We start from the raw sequence: 16,300 nt of genomic DNA, 5'->3' as shown, positions 1-16,300 counted from the left end.
TTTTGTACGAATGGAACCCTCAGTCTAGGGAGTGCTGAGCCCAGCTTGTACCGCGCGCCATGTCACGCGCAATTCTCAGCAAATTCTTTGATCAGAACGCTGCAGATTCACCGACCGACGGTATTGACTGTTTCTGGCGTCGCCACCGGGCGTCGCGCGGCAAGAAGAACATGCACCGACCACACGGAGGAACTTCGATGGCAGGGATCGACAGCAAGTTCGACAAGGCGTACGCAGGAAAATCCGTCGAAGACTTGGCCGACGCTCCGGTAGCGGCCCTGAACGGCGTAAGTGATTCGGACGCCGAGCATTTGAAGGCCGCATTCAATATCAAAACGGTCCGCGATCTGGGCACCAACAAGTTCTTCCTGTGGGCGCAGGCAGCGGCCAAACTCGCCGAGTAAGCGAAGCCTGTCGCAGGCGACGTCAAGAGTTGGCGTCGATCACCACTTGCGGAATATCGGTGCCGAGCGGGACGGCCGTACACGGTGCGTGCCGCTCGGCATCGGGATCGAGCGAGGTGCGGATGATGTCGATCACGTAGGGGTCGTACGGCATCCGGAAGTGCCCGGTCAGGTTCTGCGGGCAAAGGTCCTGCAGGACGATGTTCTCGGCGCCTGAGTCCCGCAACGCGATGTTGCCTGACGGTTGGATCACTTCGTCGACCTGCGAGCCGATGGTGGTGTACCGCACCCCTGGCACGGTGTCGCCGCCGTTGTTGAGACTGCGCAGCAGATCCGATCCCTCCATCTGCTCGCGCACGGCAACCGAGAAAGTGTCCTCGACAAATTCTTCGCCGCCGGGTATTGCCCGAACGAGTGGCACGAGCCCGAACATCACACCGCCGTACGTCGGCGAGGCCAGCCCGATCCAGTGGTCGACAAACTGCGAACCACCAAGTTTGTTGGTGTAGTACCGAGTTACCGTGGCGCCCTGCGAGTACCCGATGACGTCGACGCGATCAGCGCCCGTCCTCGATCTCACCTGATCGACAAAGGCACTGAATTCGCTTGCGCTCGAGACGATGTCGCCGACACCGAAGGTATCTTCCTCAGGATCCCCGCCGTAGTTGAGAACAAAAACGCAATAGCCGTCGGCAGCGAGCGCCGGCGCCACAGCGGCCCAGTCGGTGTACGCCTGAGTGTCCGTGCCATGTGCAAGCAACACCGGACGTGGATGCTCGGCCGTAGGCCTGCAGTCGAAATTATTGGACCCGGCCGGAGCCGAATCGGGGTGAGTCTCTGCATATGCGGTTGCCGCGTGACGGCTTATCTGTGCCGGTCCGACGTGTGTGGGAACGCTCGCCCCGGACTGCGCGCCGGCAACACTTGGTAGCGCTACCAGACAGGCGCTAGCCAACACCAATCCTGCAATTCTTGTTCTACCCGACATAGTTCAGCACTCCCGCCCCGATCCCGATCCACACCAAGGCCAATCATAAGTGCAGACGAACACGCATCCCTAGCTGGTCACTGCCGGCTTCCGGATGAAGAACGAGCCTGCCACCGCGATCAGGGATATGACGCCACCCCACATGAATGCTGTGTGGATACCCGATTGCTGAGCAGCGACGTCAGTCGCACCATCGGCGAGTTGGGAGGCGGCTGTGTTCGACATAATTGTGATGAACAGCGCGGTTCCCGCCGCACCGGCCAGCTGCTGGCCGGTATTGAATATCGCGCTGCCGTGGGAATACAACTCCGACGGGACCGATCCGAGCGACGACGTCATCAGCGGAGTCATCACCAATGCCAGACCCACCATCAGCATCGAATGGATGCCGACAACCATCGGCAAGCCGGTCTCTGTGTCGAGGAGCGTCATCAGCCACAACGCGGCGCTGACCACGACGACACCGGGGATGACCAGCGGGCGCGGACCGACGCGGTCGAAGACCCGACCGACGAACGGTGCCAGGATGCCCATGAGCAAACCACCGGGGAGAAGCAACAAACCGGTCTTCAACGTGTCGAGGCCGAGCACATTCTGCAGGTACAACGGCAGCAGAATCAGCGCACCGAACAGGGCCATCATGCTGATCGCCAACATGGCCAATCCGATGCTGAACGTCGGCGTGAGGAATGGCCGCATGTCCAGGAGGGCGCGCCCGTCCTCTTGCCGCGACAACTGACGCAGAACAAACACGACCAGCGCCACGACACCGACAACCAGCGGTACCCACACCGGCACGCCGGATCCCTCGGCGGAATGTCCGAGACTACCGAGTCCGTAGACGATGCCACCGAATGCCAACGCGGACAATACAACCGACAACCCGTCGAACGGTGCTGCGCCGGTAGTGGTGAGGTTCTTGACCAACGCGGAGCCGATGGCAAACGCAACCAGGGCGATCGGCAACACAAGCCAGAACATCCAGCGCCAGTCCAGCGATCGCAGGATCACACCGGAGAGTGTCGGACCGATCGCCGGAGCGACGGCGATCACGATGGAGATGACGCCCATCATGGCGCCGCGCTTATGGGCGGGAACAACACGCAGGACCGTGGTCATGAGGAGTGGAAGCATGATGGCGGTACCACCGGCTTGGATCACTCGACCCGCCAGAAGAAGTTCGAATCCGGGTGCGGACGCCGCGAGGAGCGTGCCGACGCTGAAGAGCGTCATCGCTGCTGCGAATACTTGCCGAAGAGTGAATCGCTGGAACAGGTAGCCCGTCGTCGGAATCACGACGGCCATGGTCAGCATGAATCCAGTGGTCAGCCACTGTGCTGTGCTGGCGGTGATGTCCAGGTCCACCATCAAACGTGGCAGTGCCACGCTCATGATCGTCTCGTTGAGGATCATCACGAATGCTGCGACGACCAGCACGGTGATCAACAATTTGCTACCGCGGTCGAGGTCAACCGATTCCGGTTGGGCTTCCGTCTCTTGAATATGCATGCGCTACTGAGAACTCTCTGGTCTTAGAAGACAAATCAACTTATTTAACTGACAATATCAATCATCTTGAGAGTCACTGTCAAGTTGATTTCGGCTGGTAAGTTGAGCCGCATGGAGGACTGCGGATGACCACACACGACAGCATCAAGGTCCCCGCGGCAAAACGCGCTCCCGACCTGCGGGAACGCCGCCGCCAGGAAACTCGCCTCGAGATATCCCGGGCCGCTCTGGAACTTTTCGAACTCCACGGCTCGTCGGCGACGACGGTTGACGAAATCGCGCGCCGCGCCGGAGTCTCGCCCAGCACGTTTTTTCGATGCTTCGCCACCAAGGAAGACTCGGCCCTCAGCGTCGAGGTCGAGTTCGAGACGGAAATCGTCGAATGGCTCGATGCGATCCCTGCCGACGACGTGACTCTGACAGGGATGCAGGAAATCTACGGGAACATCATCGAGAGACTGGAGGCCTCGCCTGACAGGCGAGATCGAATACTGCGAGTTCGGCGCCTCCTCGCATCCGACCCCCATCTGTGCGCATCGTCATTTGCCACAGAATCCATGGCACTGATCCAACTGACGGACCGAGTTGCCATCAAACTCGGCGGCGAGAATGCCCGCCCTTACGCTCGACTACTCGTCGAAAGTGCCGCGATGACAACACGTATCGCGGTCGATACCTGGGCAGAACGCCTGGACAACGGCGCCGAGGCTGATCTGGCACAGATTTACCGGAGCACGTGCGAAGATCTGCGACGCGCCGCAGCGAGCTGATCGACAGTGAGATCAGGCAGACGAACTCGGGGAATCGACAGCGCGGGCCGGTCCCATGTTGCGCGAGAACATGATCCCGACAAGAAGGACCAATCCTGAAACTGCGATGAACCATCCAGTCCGGTGCAGACCAGCGTCGTCGATCTGATGACCGGCCGTTACCTGCAACACCACAACCGCAAGATTCGCGCCGATGAACGCGACTGTGCGGTAAACGCCGATAGCCGCACCAACTTCGTCCACGGTTGTCACCGCATTGATCAGGCTTTGATTGCCGATGTTGTTGAAACCGTTCGGTATACCAAGTACTGCGGCAACAAGGAGAAGCACCAAGACCGGTGCAGTCGAGCTTTCGACCGAAGCGATCAACACCCCGCCGACCAGCAGCGCACACGTACCGACAAACAGAGTGCGACGGGCGCCGTACCGCCGGTATGTGCGAGACCCGATCATGGTGGCCACCACGCTGACCCCCGCGACGGGCAGCATCGTCAAGCCGGCCTCGATCGGGCTCATCCCCCGCGCGTACTGCAGCCATTGTGGAATTCCGAAAAAGACGCAGTAGAAGCACGTGTACGTGAGCAATGTCCGACCCAGAGTGGCACTGAGCGCGCGATTACGTGCCAGGGCCTCGACATCCAGAAACGGCTCCGGAGCGCGGTGCTCCCACCAGACAAAGAGACCGAGTCCCGTCACCGCAACGGGAAGCAGCCACCACGTCGGGTTCCCCGGCAACGAAACCAGCAGCACCATCGTCGACGTAATCGTCACGAGGAACAATCCGATTCCGACCACATCGAGAGCATGGAGCGCTTCCCGAACCGACACTCGCCCACCGCCGGCAAAGCCCACGTCAGCACGCATAACCACAACAGCACTAAGCACGACGACGGGAAGATTCACCCACAGGATCGATTGCCACCCGAAAGCCCCCACAAGGAGACCACCGACAGTGGGACCAAGAGCCGCAACGGACTGACTGCAGACGACCAACGTTGCAATCGCCGTACGCGGCTGGCGCCCGTAGCGCTCGGAGTAGCTGCGGACCATGGTCATCGCGTTGGGCATGTGGGCTGAAATGCCGAATCCGAGGATCACGTACGCACCGATCAACCAACCGACATTCGGGGCAAGCATCCCGACGCACGATCCGATGGCGACCAGGGCTAAGCCTCCGAGAAATACCCGGCGAGCGCCCAGCAATGCACCGAGCCGACCCATCATGGGGGCACCAACAGCGGTCGTGATGTACATCGCGGAGATGATCCAGGAAACGCCGCCGTTCGACCCGAACTGAGCGGCGATACCAACAATTGCCACGGCAATCATCGACGAATTCAGCGGTTGCAGAATGCTGCCGGTCGCTGCCGCACCACTCACCCGGAACGGAACAGGCAAGGCCTTGGTATCTGCCTGGTCCTCGACGGCAGTCATGCGCGCATCACTGACTCCTGCGCCGGTGTTGTATCGGTCGACTCAGCCGCACGCCGCAGCAAACGTCCTGCGAGATAAAGCAACTCACGTTCGACGTCAGTGAACTCCTCCGTCAGCACGGACGTAAGCCATTCACTACGGGCGGCGCGGTCCACGTCCAAGGTCCTGCGGCCGATGTCCGTGATCGAGATCAAACTCGCGCGAGCATCATGTGGATCGACGGTGCGCGTCACCATCCCCTTCTCCTCGAGGAGAAGCACAGTCCGGGCGATTGTTTGCGGCACTACCCGCTCCAAATCGGCAAGCGCACGCGCACTCATCGCGCCCACCCGATCCAGATGTGCCAGCGCCTGCAGTTGGGTTGGCGTCAACAAATGCCCGGAACTCTTCGTCCGAATCCTTCGACTGAACAGCGCCACGTCTTCCCGCAGCCGGTCGGCACGTTCGTCCATGCGATTCTCCCTAGTCTCATTAGCCAGGGTAGCTGCTTATTTCTTCTAAGGTCTTGGATGTGAGCTGTCTCTATCGAAATTTTTTCAACAGACTATCTGTCAAATTTTGTGAGGTGACATGACGTTGCGAGCCACCCCTATGGACTCCGGTACGCACCCATCCAATTGTGGATCAACAAAACCGGCCAACTCATGGCCTACGGAACCTGGAACCAATACGAGGTTGTACGTCAGCACCCGGGTTTCGCCGAACTAGCCGGATTGATCGGGCAAGACCACCATTCCACCGCAAAAGGTTTCGCAATCGCCGACGTCGATCTCGACGAACTTTGGCACGTTGTGCTGCGTTGTGCAATCGAAATCAACAGGTCCGACGCTTAAGACAGCAATCCCGGGAGACCACGCAGGGGACTCCCGGGATTACGACTGAATATTCAGTTGATAGTCCTGCTTACAGCAGCCCGGAAATTACAGCAGCTCCGAAATTTCCTCGGCGATCTGCTCGGGGGTGACCGTCGACTCGAACCGGCGAACTACCGCTCCGTCACGATCGACGAGGAACTTCGTGAAGTTCCACTTCACTTCGTCGGTACCGATCGCCTCGGGGCGCGTCTTGCTGACGTGCTCGAACAGGAATCCGATTTCGGGCCCGAATTCACCGGGTGCCTCGCTGCGGAGGTGCTCGTACAGCGGGTCCGCGTTGTCTCCGTTGACCTCGATCTTTGCGTACACCGGGAAGGTGACGTTGTAGGTCGTGCTGCAGAACTCCTGGATCTCAGCGTCCTGGCCAGGCTCCTGATCTCCGAACTGATTGCTCGGGAATCCGATGACCCGAAGGCCGCGGTCCTTGTTCTCCCGGTACAGGGCATCGAGGCCTTCGTACTGCGGTGTGAATCCACACTTGCTTGCCACGTTGACGACCAACAGAAGGTTGCCCTTGTACTGGCTCAGATCCTCGGTGGATCCGTCGGCAGCCTTGACGGCAAAGTCGTGGACACTCATGAACTCTCCTGATTATCGAAGTGATTATATTGCTACCCAAGGTAGTTCATGCTTCGCCGGCGATAGTGACCGGACACACCAACACGAGTGCCGCACTCAACTGTCGGTATCGGTGGACCCGTCGTCGGCAAGAACGCGATACAACGCTCGACGCGCTTCGATCAGAACATCGGCAGCGGCCTTGACCTGCGCCGGTGTACCCACTGCGGCGACCTGACCGGCAGCACCCATCAGTTGCCCGATCAGCTCACGCAGATCCTGCTCTGGAGCGCCGACGCTGTCGCGAACCTCGTCCCACGGTGCACCGAGATCCGCCCGGTGCTGCTCGACGTACGCGGCACCTTCCTCGGTGAGTTTTGCAGTCTTCCGTCCGGCGACCTTGTCGATGATCACGAGGCCTTCGTCTTCGAGTTGCGACAGTGCGGGGTAGATCGATCCCGGACTCGGCTTCCACACTCCGCCACTGCGTTCGACGATCTGTTGAATCAGTTCGTAGCCGTGCATCGGTTCTTCGGCAATGAGGAGCAGAACAGCCGCGCGAACGTCACCTCGACGCCCGCGCCCGCCGCGTCCGCGCCCACGTCCGAAGTGCGCGCCGGGACCGAACCCTGGGCCAGGTCCGCCGTCGGGCCCGAACCGCCCTCGACGATGCCCGCGCCCACGGTCGCCGTCGGGAAAATGCCTGTCCATTGTTGCTACCCTTCGCCGATATCGCTGATAGTTCGACGATATATCGCACAGATCGAAGGTGCAATGTCTCGAGCAGTAAAGGTGCAATGTCTCGAGCAGTATCAGCCCACCGTCGAGCGCAGTCCGTCTGCGAGCTTTTCCAGTGCGTCGATCTCGCGGATCCCTGGATCCATCTCGGCCCCGGACAATGTGACGTAGTTGCGGTTCCGCACGGCAGTCATCTGCGCGGTCACCGGATTCGATTCGAGAAAGGCGATTTTTGTTTCCAACGAATCACCGTCTACTCGCCGACGGTGAAGGTCACCGAGCACCAACACATCCGGGTCGCGGTCGGCTACCGCCTCCCAACTCACTTCCGGCCAGTCGTCGGACAGATCCGCAAATACGTTGACGGCGCCTGCCTCGTCGGCAAGAAGACCTGGGGCCGAACAACATCCGGCCATGTACGGAGCCTCGAGTCCGGAGAACCAGAAAGCGAGCGTTCTTCCCGAACCGGCAACACCGGCCGCCGCTTCCGATAGCCGCGACTGCAGTTCGGCAATCAACTCGGCGCCACGATCCTGCACGTCGAAGATCGCCGCAAGCTCACGAATCTCCCGGTACAGCGTGTCGATGGTCAGAGTCGCGGTACGCGAGACGTTCTCCCCCTCCACGACGGCATCGGTACAGACAGACGGCGACTGATACGTGGGAATTCCCAGTTCCGCGAATCGGGAGCGTTCCGCGACAACGGCGGAGGTGAAGGTGTGGGCGCTCGCCGACGTCACCAGATCGGGTTCGGTGTCGAGTACCACTTCGAGCGATGCGTCATTGTCGGCCAGTCTCGGCACCAGGTCGTTCTGGGCCGCGAGAGGAGCGAGAACAGGATCGAACCAGGTGGAGGTGCCTACCATCCGGTCGCCGAGACCGAGCGAGAGCAAAATCTCCGTCGCACTCTGGTACAGCGACACAGCTCGTTGCGGCGCCGAATCGAATGTCACTGACACACCACAATTTTCGAGTGTCAACGGGTAACTTGTAGGGCCCGCTGCATCAGCAGCAACGGTAGTCGGGGTCGCGGCGTCCGGCGCAGTAGCGCTGGAGCACCCGGTCAGTAGTGCGGTGGTGCAGAGCAATCCGGTCGCGGCAGTGAGTGCGCGCGTCAGTGGTGCGGTGGGCACGGAAAGTCGTCCTTCGATCAGGGGCTCGGTCGCGGAGCCCGACATGTGGCAATCGCCATCCTCGATGTGGTGCCGGACGAGTATTCGGACTCGTGGGAAATCCCATCGCCGTTGCGCGTCAGTTCCGGATTCTCACCGGTATTCCCTCGTCAGACAGTGGTCAGTATAGGCAGCACACATCCGCAATCATGCAAAGCGCCAGGCCACCAAGAAATTTCTCAGCCGATTCGACGCGGGTCAATCTGAATACGCACAGGTCCGGAGGATTTTCGGGCGCTCCGGGCTGCGCGAGCATGAGCTAGAGCGTCAGCCAGTGCCCGGCCGTCCTTGCGCGGCACTCGAATCAGCAGACGCTCGGGAGCTACGCCCGCCTCGTCCTCACCGGAATACGGAAGCCTCTCCCCCGCAGGCAATTCCACAGGACCGAGGAGAACCGCGCTCGCAGGCAGATCGGCAGAAGCGACCAGTTCAGTAATCGCGGCGCTACCACCGTCGATGGCCGCCAGATGGACGGCAGGCGGAAAGCCGACCTCGTCGCGTTCGTCGAACTGACTGCGGGCGTGCCCAACCGGATCCCACCGGACCAAAGCCTGAACTGTCGGGATTCCCGAATCCGCGACCACTACTACCTCGCCACCGTCGGACAGTGGAATCACCAAGGCGGCGGCAGACATCCAGCGCCGCAGAGTCTCTTCCTCGGCGCGAAGATCTGCGCGCCCGAGCAATGCCCACCCGTCGAGCAACAAAGCAGCACCATAGCCCCCGGTCATCACAGGTTCTGCGCCGACGGTCGAGACCACCAGCGCCGGGCCCTGCGCAACTTCCTTGACCACATCGCCGCCACCGGACAGCACAACCTTCACCCCGGGGAACGCGCGACCGAGTTCCTCAGCTGTTCGGCCCGCCCCGACCACAACGGCACGCAACGCCTTGGCTCCACACGCATGGCATCGGTAGGCCGCGTCGGCGACGCCGCACCAGCGGCACTCGGGAATTCCGGCACCGTCGGGACCTGCCGCAGATGGCAACGCCAACGGTCCGTTGCAACGACGGCACCGCGCCGGTGCCCGGCACTTCCCGCACGCGAGTGTCGGAACGTACCCGCGACGCGGCACCTGCACCAACACGCCACGGCCGTCGGCCAATGCTCGCCTGGCCGCGGCAAAAGCGATCGCCGGCAACCGTGCTGCCCTCGCACCGGGGTCGCGGGCCAACGCGTGATCACTATCCGCCAATGCGGTGATCTTGGGTGAGCAGTGCCTGACCACATCCCGAGCGGCGACCAAATCGTGGGCCCACCCCGAATCGACGAGCACCTGAGACTCCGCAGTTCGGGAGAAACCGCCGATCACCACGGCGCACCCGGCCACATGCGCGCGCAATACCGCGGATTCACGGGCGTGCGGGTAGGGCGAGCGGGGCTCGGACAGGTTGTCGTCGCCGTCGTCCCACACGACAACAAGGCCGGTGTCCGGCGTGGGGGCAAAAACGGAGCTTCGGGTGCCGACGACGATGCGGGAACTTCCGCGAAGCGCCGCAAGCCACCGCCGATAGCGCATAGCCGGGCCAAGTCCCGCTGAAAGTCCTACTACCGCTTCAGGTCCGGATACTTTCTCGCAGGCGGCAAGAACTCGATCGAGATCGCGCTGATCCGGAACGACGATGACCGCACTCTTGCCTGCCGACGCCACCGAACCGGCGAGTTCCGCCAACCGCAACGGCCAATCCTCACCGGGCAATGCCTGCCACACCGCTCGCGGAGCACGCAGTTCGCGGACAGCGGTGACAAACGCGTCGCCGTACTGATAGAGGTGCCAGCCTCGTTCGTCCAACGTAGGCGCGGCGATCTCGCCGCTCGGTTCCCACGGCTCGCCTTCCACCTTGGCGTGACGCGGCGGAACGGCTAGTCGAAGCACGTCGGCCCGGGTGCCTGCATAGCGTTCGGCAACGCGGTCGACCAGTTGCGCTATCTCGACGGTGAGAACTCGCTCGGCCGAAATGACACGTTCGAGCCACCCGAATTTGCCCTGATGATCGCTGGTCGCCTCGCGGGAGACGATGAAACCGTCGACCAGACGACCAGCAAAGCGGATGCGCACCCGTACACCAGGTTGCGCATCCGCTTCGAGTTCACGGGGAACGAGGTAGTCGAACTCTCGGTCGAGGTGGGCGAGCGGGAGCATCGGGAGCACCCGGGCAACCGGATCAACCTCTGCCGCTACTCTTTCCGCGCCCACCCGCGCCCCGTCTGTACGTCAGTTATCAGAGACCTGCTGCGCTGCGCAGCTTGTCCGCACGATCCGTGCTCTCCCACGGGAGATCGATGTCGGTGCGTCCGAAGTGACCGTACGCCGCAGTCTGTGCGTAGATCGGACGAAGCAGATCGAGATCGCGGATGATCGCTCCGGGCCGCAAGTCGAATACCTCTGTGATGGCCTGCTGGATCCGAGCCGGGTCGGTCTTCTCGGTACCGAACGTCTCGACGAACAAGCCGACGGGAGCAGCCTTGCCGATCGCGTAGGCAACCTGAACTTCGATGCGATCGGCGAGGCCGGCCGCAACGGCGTTCTTTGCAACCCAGCGCATTGCGTATGCCGCACTGCGGTCGACCTTTGACGGATCCTTGCCGGAGAATGCGCCGCCGCCGTGGCGAGCCATTCCGCCGTAGGTGTCGACAATGATCTTGCGTCCGGTCAGGCCGGCGTCACCCATCGGGCCACCGAGCACGAACTTGCCCGTCGGGTTGACGAGCAGACGCACGTCGGAGGTGTCCAGATCAATGACATTGATGTCTGCGAGCACCGAGTTGAGCACCTTCTCGCGAAGGTCAGGGGTCAGCAGGTTGTCGAGGTCGATGTCTGCGGCGTGCTGGGTGGAGATGACGACGGTGTCGAGACGAACCGGCTTGTCACCGTCGTACTCGATGGTGACCTGAGTCTTGCCGTCCGGACGCAGGTATGGCAAGACGCCGCTCTTGCGAACCTCGGTCAGACGACGCGACAAGCGATGAGCCATCGCGATGGGAAGCGGCATCAGTTCCGGCGTATCAGTAGTGGCGTAGCCGAACATCAGGCCCTGATCGCCGGCGCCCTGACGGTCGATTTCGTCGTCGAGAGTTCCGTTGACCCGAGCTTCGTGCGAATGATCAACGCCCTGAGCAATTTCCGGGGACTGCGCACCGATCGCGACGTTGACACCGCACGAGTTGCCGTCGAAGCCCTTGGCGGAGCTGTCGTAACCGATCTCGAGAACGGTGTCGCGGACGATCTTGGGGATGTCGGCGTATGCCGTGGTCGTGACCTCACCGGCGACGTGAACCTGGCCAGTGGTGACGAGTGTCTCCACGGCGACGCGGGCACGCGGATCCTGCGCGAGGATCGCGTCGAGGATGGAGTCGCTGATCGCGTCACAGATCTTGTCCGGGTGCCCCTCGGTGACGGACTCGCTGGTGAATAGCCGACTGCCGGACTTGCTCACAGATCTCCCTCTCGACGCCTTGAGTTCATGACTACAGCTTATTGAAATAACACGACCACCGTGTGGTGGCCGTTTTGTCGCTTATTCAGGGTGTAGCTGCGCCGACGATATCCGTTGAACGCTCGGCGCAACACCCTTACGCTCACCCGAAACGGGTGAGAAGCCCCTCACCCCTCTACGGGAATAACGTAATGAGCGCATCCAGCACGCGGCTGGCCATCAACGCTTTCGAACCGTGTTCCAGTGCCGCCTCGGATCCGTCGGAGCCGAGAAGCCAACCGTCGTTGTGATCAACTTCGAATGCCTTGCCCTCGCCGACTGCGTTGACCACAAGGAGATCGCAGCCCTTACGAGCAAGTTTCGAACGGGCGTAACTCAGGACGTCACCGTGTGCGTCACCGGTCTCAGCCGCAAATCCGACGATGACGGTGTCCGCGGCAAGGTCACCGGCCCGACGCGATTCGACGAGGCCGGCAAGGATGTCCGCGTTGCGCGTCAGGGGGATCGAGTCGGGTTCGTTTGCACCCTTCTTGATCTTGCTTCCCTCCACCGTGGTGGGCCGGAAATCGGCGACGGCAGCGGCCATGATGATGCCGTCCTGCCCGGGGGCATGCTTCTCGACGGCCAATCGAAGATCTTCGGCGGTCTTGATGTGGACGACGTCGACAGCTGCTGGATCCGCTAGATCGGCCGTGTATCCGGCGATCAGCGTGACCTGTGCACCTCGCTGCGCGGCCAGGCGAGCCAGGGCGTACCCCTGCTTGCCCGAACTGCGGTTGCCGAGGAAACGAACCGGATCGAGCGGTTCGCGGGTACCACCGGCGGTGACCAGGACTCGACGACCTTCGAGGTCACGAGGCAAAGCGTCGCTGCGCTCGAGGAGCAACGACGCGAGGCCCACGATCTCTTCGGGTTCGGGCAAGCGACCAGCACCGGTGTCCTTGCCGGTCAATCGTCCTGATGCCGGTTCGATCACGTGGACTCCGCGCGAACGCAGGGTCGCGACGTTGGACACCGTTGCGGGGTGTTCCCACATTTCGGTGTGCATCGCCGGAGCGAAGACGACGGGACAACGAGCGGTCAACAATGTTGCGGTCAACAGATCGTCAGCTCGGCCCATGACGGCACGTGCCATCAGATCGGCCGTAGCCGGCGCGATGACAACAAGGTCCGCTTCCTGCCCGAGTCGGACATGCGGCACCTGCGGTACATCGGCGAAGACACCGGTGTGCACCGGATTGCCGGAGAGCGCCTCGAAGGTTGCTCTGCCGACAAATTCCAGTGCGGACTCGGTGGGAATCACGCGAACGTGGTGACCACTCTCGGTGAAGCTGCGGATGATCGCGCACGCTTTGTACGCCGCGATACCCCCGCCGACACCCACAACGATGCGTTTACGCGCCGTACCGGAAGTTTCCGCTACTCCCCCGGTGCCCGAAACCGATTCGGGAGCGGCAGACGACGTGCTCACTCGCCTTCGGTGTGCTCGAGCAGATCAGCGTGGATTTCGCGCAGCGCGATGGAAAGCGGCTTTTCCTGCAGGCCCGGCTCGACGAGGGGGCCGACGTACTCGAGGATGCCGTCACCGAGCTGGTTGTAGTAATCGTTGATCTGGCGAGCACGCTTGGCCGAGTAGATGACCAGGGCGTACTTCGAGGAGGTGCGTTCGAGCAACTCGTCGATCGGCGGGTTGGTGATGCCGAGCGGAGTGTCGTAGGCAGGCAGAGCGCCCTGGCTTGCGGCGGACGCGGCTGAAGTGCTGCTCACTCTTGTGTCTCCTGAATTAGATCTTGAATGAAGGCCTACATGAATCGATTTTATGCACCTGGATGGATGAAAATCAGTTCCCAACCAACAAGGATACCAACTCATCGCAAGCCCGGCTTACATCCTCGTTCACGATGACCGTGTCGAACTCGTCCTGGGCGGCCAATTCGACTCGCGCCGTCTCCAAGCGCCTCGCGACCACCTCGTCGGATTCGGTGCCTCGCCCGGTGAGTCGCTGGACGAGAACGTCCCAACTCGGCGGAGCCATGAACACCAGGAGAGCTTCGGGTTTTGCCTTGCGTACCGCACGGGCTCCGGCCAGATCGACCTCGACCAGTACGGGTCGTCCTGCTTCGAGAGCTTCTTCGACGGGAGCCGCTGGTGTGCCCGATCGCTGCAGTCCGCCGTGAATGTCGGCCCATTCGAGGAGCTCACCGGAATCGATCATCCGCTGAAACTCGTCGCGAGTGGTGAAGCGGTAGTCCTTGCCGTCCACCTCACCCGGGCGAGGATCGCGGGTCGTTGCCGACACGCTGAACATCAACTCGGGCAACCGAGTCCTCAGTTCGCGGACCACACTCGACTTACCGACAGCCGAGGGGCCGGCTAGTACAACCAGCCGACCCCTCCGCACTGCAGTCTTGCTCTCTGACACAGCCTCAGCACTCATAAGAAACTGTTTTCGCAGCGCTCATCACTACTGTTGCGCCAGTTTTTCTCACGGTTCGACTCAGACCTCGAAGTCGAACTTGGTGAGCAGAGCCCGACGCTGACGATCACCGAGGCCGCGGATGCGACGGGTCGGAGCGATCTCCAGCTCGGTCATGATCTCCTGAGCCTTGACCTTGCCCACCTTCGGCAAAGCCTCGAGCAGTGCAGAAACCTTCATCTTGCCCAAGATTTCGTTGTCTTCGGCGTCCTTGAGGACCTCTTTAAGGTCGGTGCCGCCACGCTTCAGGCGCTCCTTGAGCTCAGCCCTGGCCTTGCGGGCAGCAGCTGCCTTCTCCAAAGCAGCAGCGCGCTGCTCATCAGTCAACTGGGGAAGGGCCACGGTTCCTCCGTCTCGTCGTGTGCAAATTTTGTCTATTCCACTGGATAACCAGCAGCGATAGCGACCGTACTCACGCCTGGCGCGAATTGCTAACCCACCCCCCGCGGTCCGGTGCAGATCACGGTGGGTTATGCGCTCTGAAACGTATCTCGAAATCGATGTGCACGACAGCGCTATCTCGACCGAAACAAAACAACATGGACGTTAATATGATTGCGAAAACTATTGTAACACAGGGATTTTCGGTAAAACTACCGAATAGCACCCAAGGTTGCCCCAGGCGTCGGCCGCACCGCCACCAAACGTGCCCGGTGCCACAGTCAAATTTTTCGACGCAATTCGACGCGTTTGCGCGTGTCGCGAGCGAAACTCACGCAGAAAGCGAAGATTTCGGATCGCCGGCGCTCGCGTCGGCACCGGCATTTCGGTCCGCACCCGGTACGACCAACGCCACGAGGACAGCAAACGCAACCCAGAGTAAAGAATTCTCCAAGACAAAGCCGACAACCGGGACGTCGAGGTCTGCGCCGACGCGCGGCAACCGGAACAGCACCACTGCTGCAGTCAGCGCAACGGCGGCCAACGACCAGGCGGGAATCGTGCTCCTCCCCCGCGGCGGCGTCAAGAGCACGCCAACGGCCGGCACCAGCCACACGAAATGATGGGTCCACGCGATAGGTGTCACTACAGCGGCAAGCAGCGCGACCACGGTAAACGCCGCCAGATCCCCGCGTAAGCGCTGTACACGCCGAGTCGCAAGAATCCCCAGCCCGGCAAGAACAACACACGCAGCCAGCCACACAGGCCCCACCATGGCGTCGGGAAGCACCCGCAGCGCCATTCCACGGAGCGACTGATTTCCGAAGACCGCCGGGTCTCCCACGGCGACGCGTCCCGACAGCGATGCGATGTCACCGAAGTAGTCGAGGCTCGCTCGTGGCAGTATCGCGAAACCTACGGCGGTTGCTCCCGCAAAACCCGCAACGCCGCCCGCAAAGGCCTTCCACTTCCCGGTGATGACGTAGTAGCCGAGGTAGACGATGGGCACGAGTTTGACAGCTCCGGCTATGCCGACCAAGACGCCCTCGGGCAGCCACTTCGGCCGCGCGAGGACGTCGATCAGGCACAGGAACGTCAGAAACAGTCCAACCTGCCCGTACCCGAGGTGATCCGAAATCGGCGACGCAATCGTCCACAGAATCAGGAATCCCACATAGACCGACAGCGGTCGCTTACGTGTGAGCGGCACTCCCCGGTAGCTCAGTACGATGATCGCGGCCAGCATCAGAAGACTGATGAAACTCCACGTCCACTGCATGAAACCCCAGGTGCCGATCGCCACCGGGACGGCAACGACGGCGGCAAACGGTGGATACGTGAACGGCAATCGGGCGTTGAACGAGCCGTCGTAGAGGTTTGTGCCATCCAAGACGGCCTGCCCGGCCGTCCGGTACACCGCGAGGTCGTCGCCGTGTACACCGGTCAGAGCCTGAAACGAGGTGGCCAACAACCCACACACCACAACAAGCACCCCGACGCGCCACCAGCGACGCGTCCACAATCCGTCCAATCCACTCACCGCAGGACGGTACCACC

General features: G+C 61.6%; 16 protein-coding genes and 1 riboswitch. Of the genes, 2 read left to right on the top strand and 14 right to left on the bottom strand.

Going from position 1 to position 16,300, the window contains the following annotated elements:
* Window positions 1-197 precede the first annotated feature (197 nt).
* Window positions 198-404, top strand: coding sequence for a hypothetical protein (locus tag FEZ60_RS02915; protein ID WP_094272784.1), 207 nt, complete (start codon window positions 198-200; stop codon window positions 402-404).
* Window positions 405-426: 22 nt separating this feature from the next.
* Here FEZ60_RS02915 and FEZ60_RS02910 read toward each other — a convergent pair whose 3' ends face one another.
* Together FEZ60_RS02910 and FEZ60_RS02905 are read right to left on the bottom strand one after the other, a co-directional pair.
* Window positions 427-1,392 carry an alpha/beta fold hydrolase gene (locus FEZ60_RS02910; protein ID WP_172935484.1) on the bottom strand — a complete coding sequence of 322 codons (966 nt, stop codon included), beginning with the start codon at window positions 1,390-1,392 and terminating at the stop codon, window positions 427-429.
* Window positions 1,393-1,461: 69 nt separating this feature from the next.
* Window positions 1,462-2,901, bottom strand: coding sequence for an MDR family MFS transporter (locus FEZ60_RS02905; RefSeq protein ID WP_172935483.1), 1,440 nt, complete (start codon window positions 2,899-2,901; stop codon window positions 1,462-1,464).
* Window positions 2,902-3,026: 125 nt separating this feature from the next.
* Between FEZ60_RS02905 and FEZ60_RS02900 the strand changes: the two genes are divergently transcribed.
* Complete coding sequence (locus FEZ60_RS02900) at window positions 3,027-3,671, top strand: TetR/AcrR family transcriptional regulator (protein ID WP_172935482.1); 645 nt, start codon at window positions 3,027-3,029, stop codon at window positions 3,669-3,671.
* A gap of 12 nt (window positions 3,672-3,683) precedes the next feature.
* Here FEZ60_RS02900 and FEZ60_RS02895 read toward each other — a convergent pair whose 3' ends face one another.
* From FEZ60_RS02895 to FEZ60_RS02840, 12 genes are all read right to left on the bottom strand, one after another.
* Window positions 3,684-5,105 (bottom strand): MFS transporter, encoded by a 1,422-nt coding sequence (locus FEZ60_RS02895; RefSeq protein WP_172935481.1) that lies wholly within the window; start codon window positions 5,103-5,105, stop codon window positions 3,684-3,686.
* Window positions 5,102-5,557, bottom strand: a complete 456-nt coding sequence (locus FEZ60_RS02890; RefSeq protein ID WP_033232145.1) for a MarR family transcriptional regulator — start codon at window positions 5,555-5,557, stop codon at window positions 5,102-5,104. The genes FEZ60_RS02895 and FEZ60_RS02890 overlap by 4 nt, the downstream gene beginning before the upstream one ends.
* A gap of 468 nt (window positions 5,558-6,025) precedes the next feature.
* Entirely contained in the window at window positions 6,026-6,559 is a 534-nt protein-coding gene (locus tag FEZ60_RS02885) for a glutathione peroxidase (RefSeq protein ID WP_033232146.1), read from the bottom strand.
* Between the two features lie 96 nt (window positions 6,560-6,655).
* The gene (locus tag FEZ60_RS02880) at window positions 6,656-7,249 is read right to left on the bottom strand and encodes a PadR family transcriptional regulator (protein WP_045067677.1); all 594 of its coding nucleotides are present in this window, start codon (window positions 7,247-7,249) and stop codon (window positions 6,656-6,658) included.
* 101 nt (window positions 7,250-7,350) lie between these two features.
* Window positions 7,351-8,454, bottom strand: coding sequence for an ABC transporter substrate-binding protein (locus tag FEZ60_RS02875; protein ID WP_172935480.1), 1,104 nt, complete (start codon window positions 8,452-8,454; stop codon window positions 7,351-7,353).
* 12 nt (window positions 8,455-8,466) lie between these two features.
* Window positions 8,467-8,608: riboswitch (cobalamin riboswitch) on the bottom strand.
* 19 nt (window positions 8,609-8,627) lie between these two features.
* The gene (locus FEZ60_RS02870; RefSeq protein ID WP_172935479.1) at window positions 8,628-10,646 is read right to left on the bottom strand and encodes a primosomal protein N'; all 2,019 of its coding nucleotides are present in this window, start codon (window positions 10,644-10,646) and stop codon (window positions 8,628-8,630) included.
* 25 nt (window positions 10,647-10,671) lie between these two features.
* Window positions 10,672-11,886, bottom strand: a complete 1,215-nt coding sequence (gene metK, locus FEZ60_RS02865) for a methionine adenosyltransferase (protein ID WP_172935478.1) — start codon at window positions 11,884-11,886, stop codon at window positions 10,672-10,674.
* 175 nt (window positions 11,887-12,061) lie between these two features.
* The gene (gene coaBC / locus FEZ60_RS02860; protein WP_172935477.1) at window positions 12,062-13,357 is read right to left on the bottom strand and encodes a bifunctional phosphopantothenoylcysteine decarboxylase/phosphopantothenate--cysteine ligase CoaBC; all 1,296 of its coding nucleotides are present in this window, start codon (window positions 13,355-13,357) and stop codon (window positions 12,062-12,064) included.
* Entirely contained in the window at window positions 13,354-13,653 is a 300-nt protein-coding gene (rpoZ, locus tag FEZ60_RS02855; RefSeq protein ID WP_033232151.1) for a DNA-directed RNA polymerase subunit omega, read from the bottom strand. The genes coaBC and rpoZ overlap by 4 nt, the downstream gene beginning before the upstream one ends.
* Before the next feature lie 73 nt (window positions 13,654-13,726).
* Window positions 13,727-14,323, bottom strand: coding sequence for a guanylate kinase (gene gmk, locus FEZ60_RS02850; protein WP_033232152.1), 597 nt, complete (start codon window positions 14,321-14,323; stop codon window positions 13,727-13,729).
* 60 nt (window positions 14,324-14,383) lie between these two features.
* Window positions 14,384-14,704, bottom strand: a complete 321-nt coding sequence (mihF, locus tag FEZ60_RS02845; RefSeq protein ID WP_033232153.1) for an integration host factor, actinobacterial type — start codon at window positions 14,702-14,704, stop codon at window positions 14,384-14,386.
* 370 nt (window positions 14,705-15,074) lie between these two features.
* Window positions 15,075-16,283 (bottom strand): glycosyltransferase 87 family protein, encoded by a 1,209-nt coding sequence (locus FEZ60_RS02840; protein WP_346343321.1) that lies wholly within the window; start codon window positions 16,281-16,283, stop codon window positions 15,075-15,077.
* Between the last annotated feature and the right edge of the window lie 17 nt (window positions 16,284-16,300).

Source organism: Rhodococcus sp. MS16, from assembly GCF_013277795.1.
Lineage (GTDB): Bacteria > Actinomycetota > Actinomycetes > Mycobacteriales > Mycobacteriaceae > Rhodococcus_F > Rhodococcus_F globerula.
This window is presented reverse-complemented; position numbering and strand designations above follow the sequence as displayed.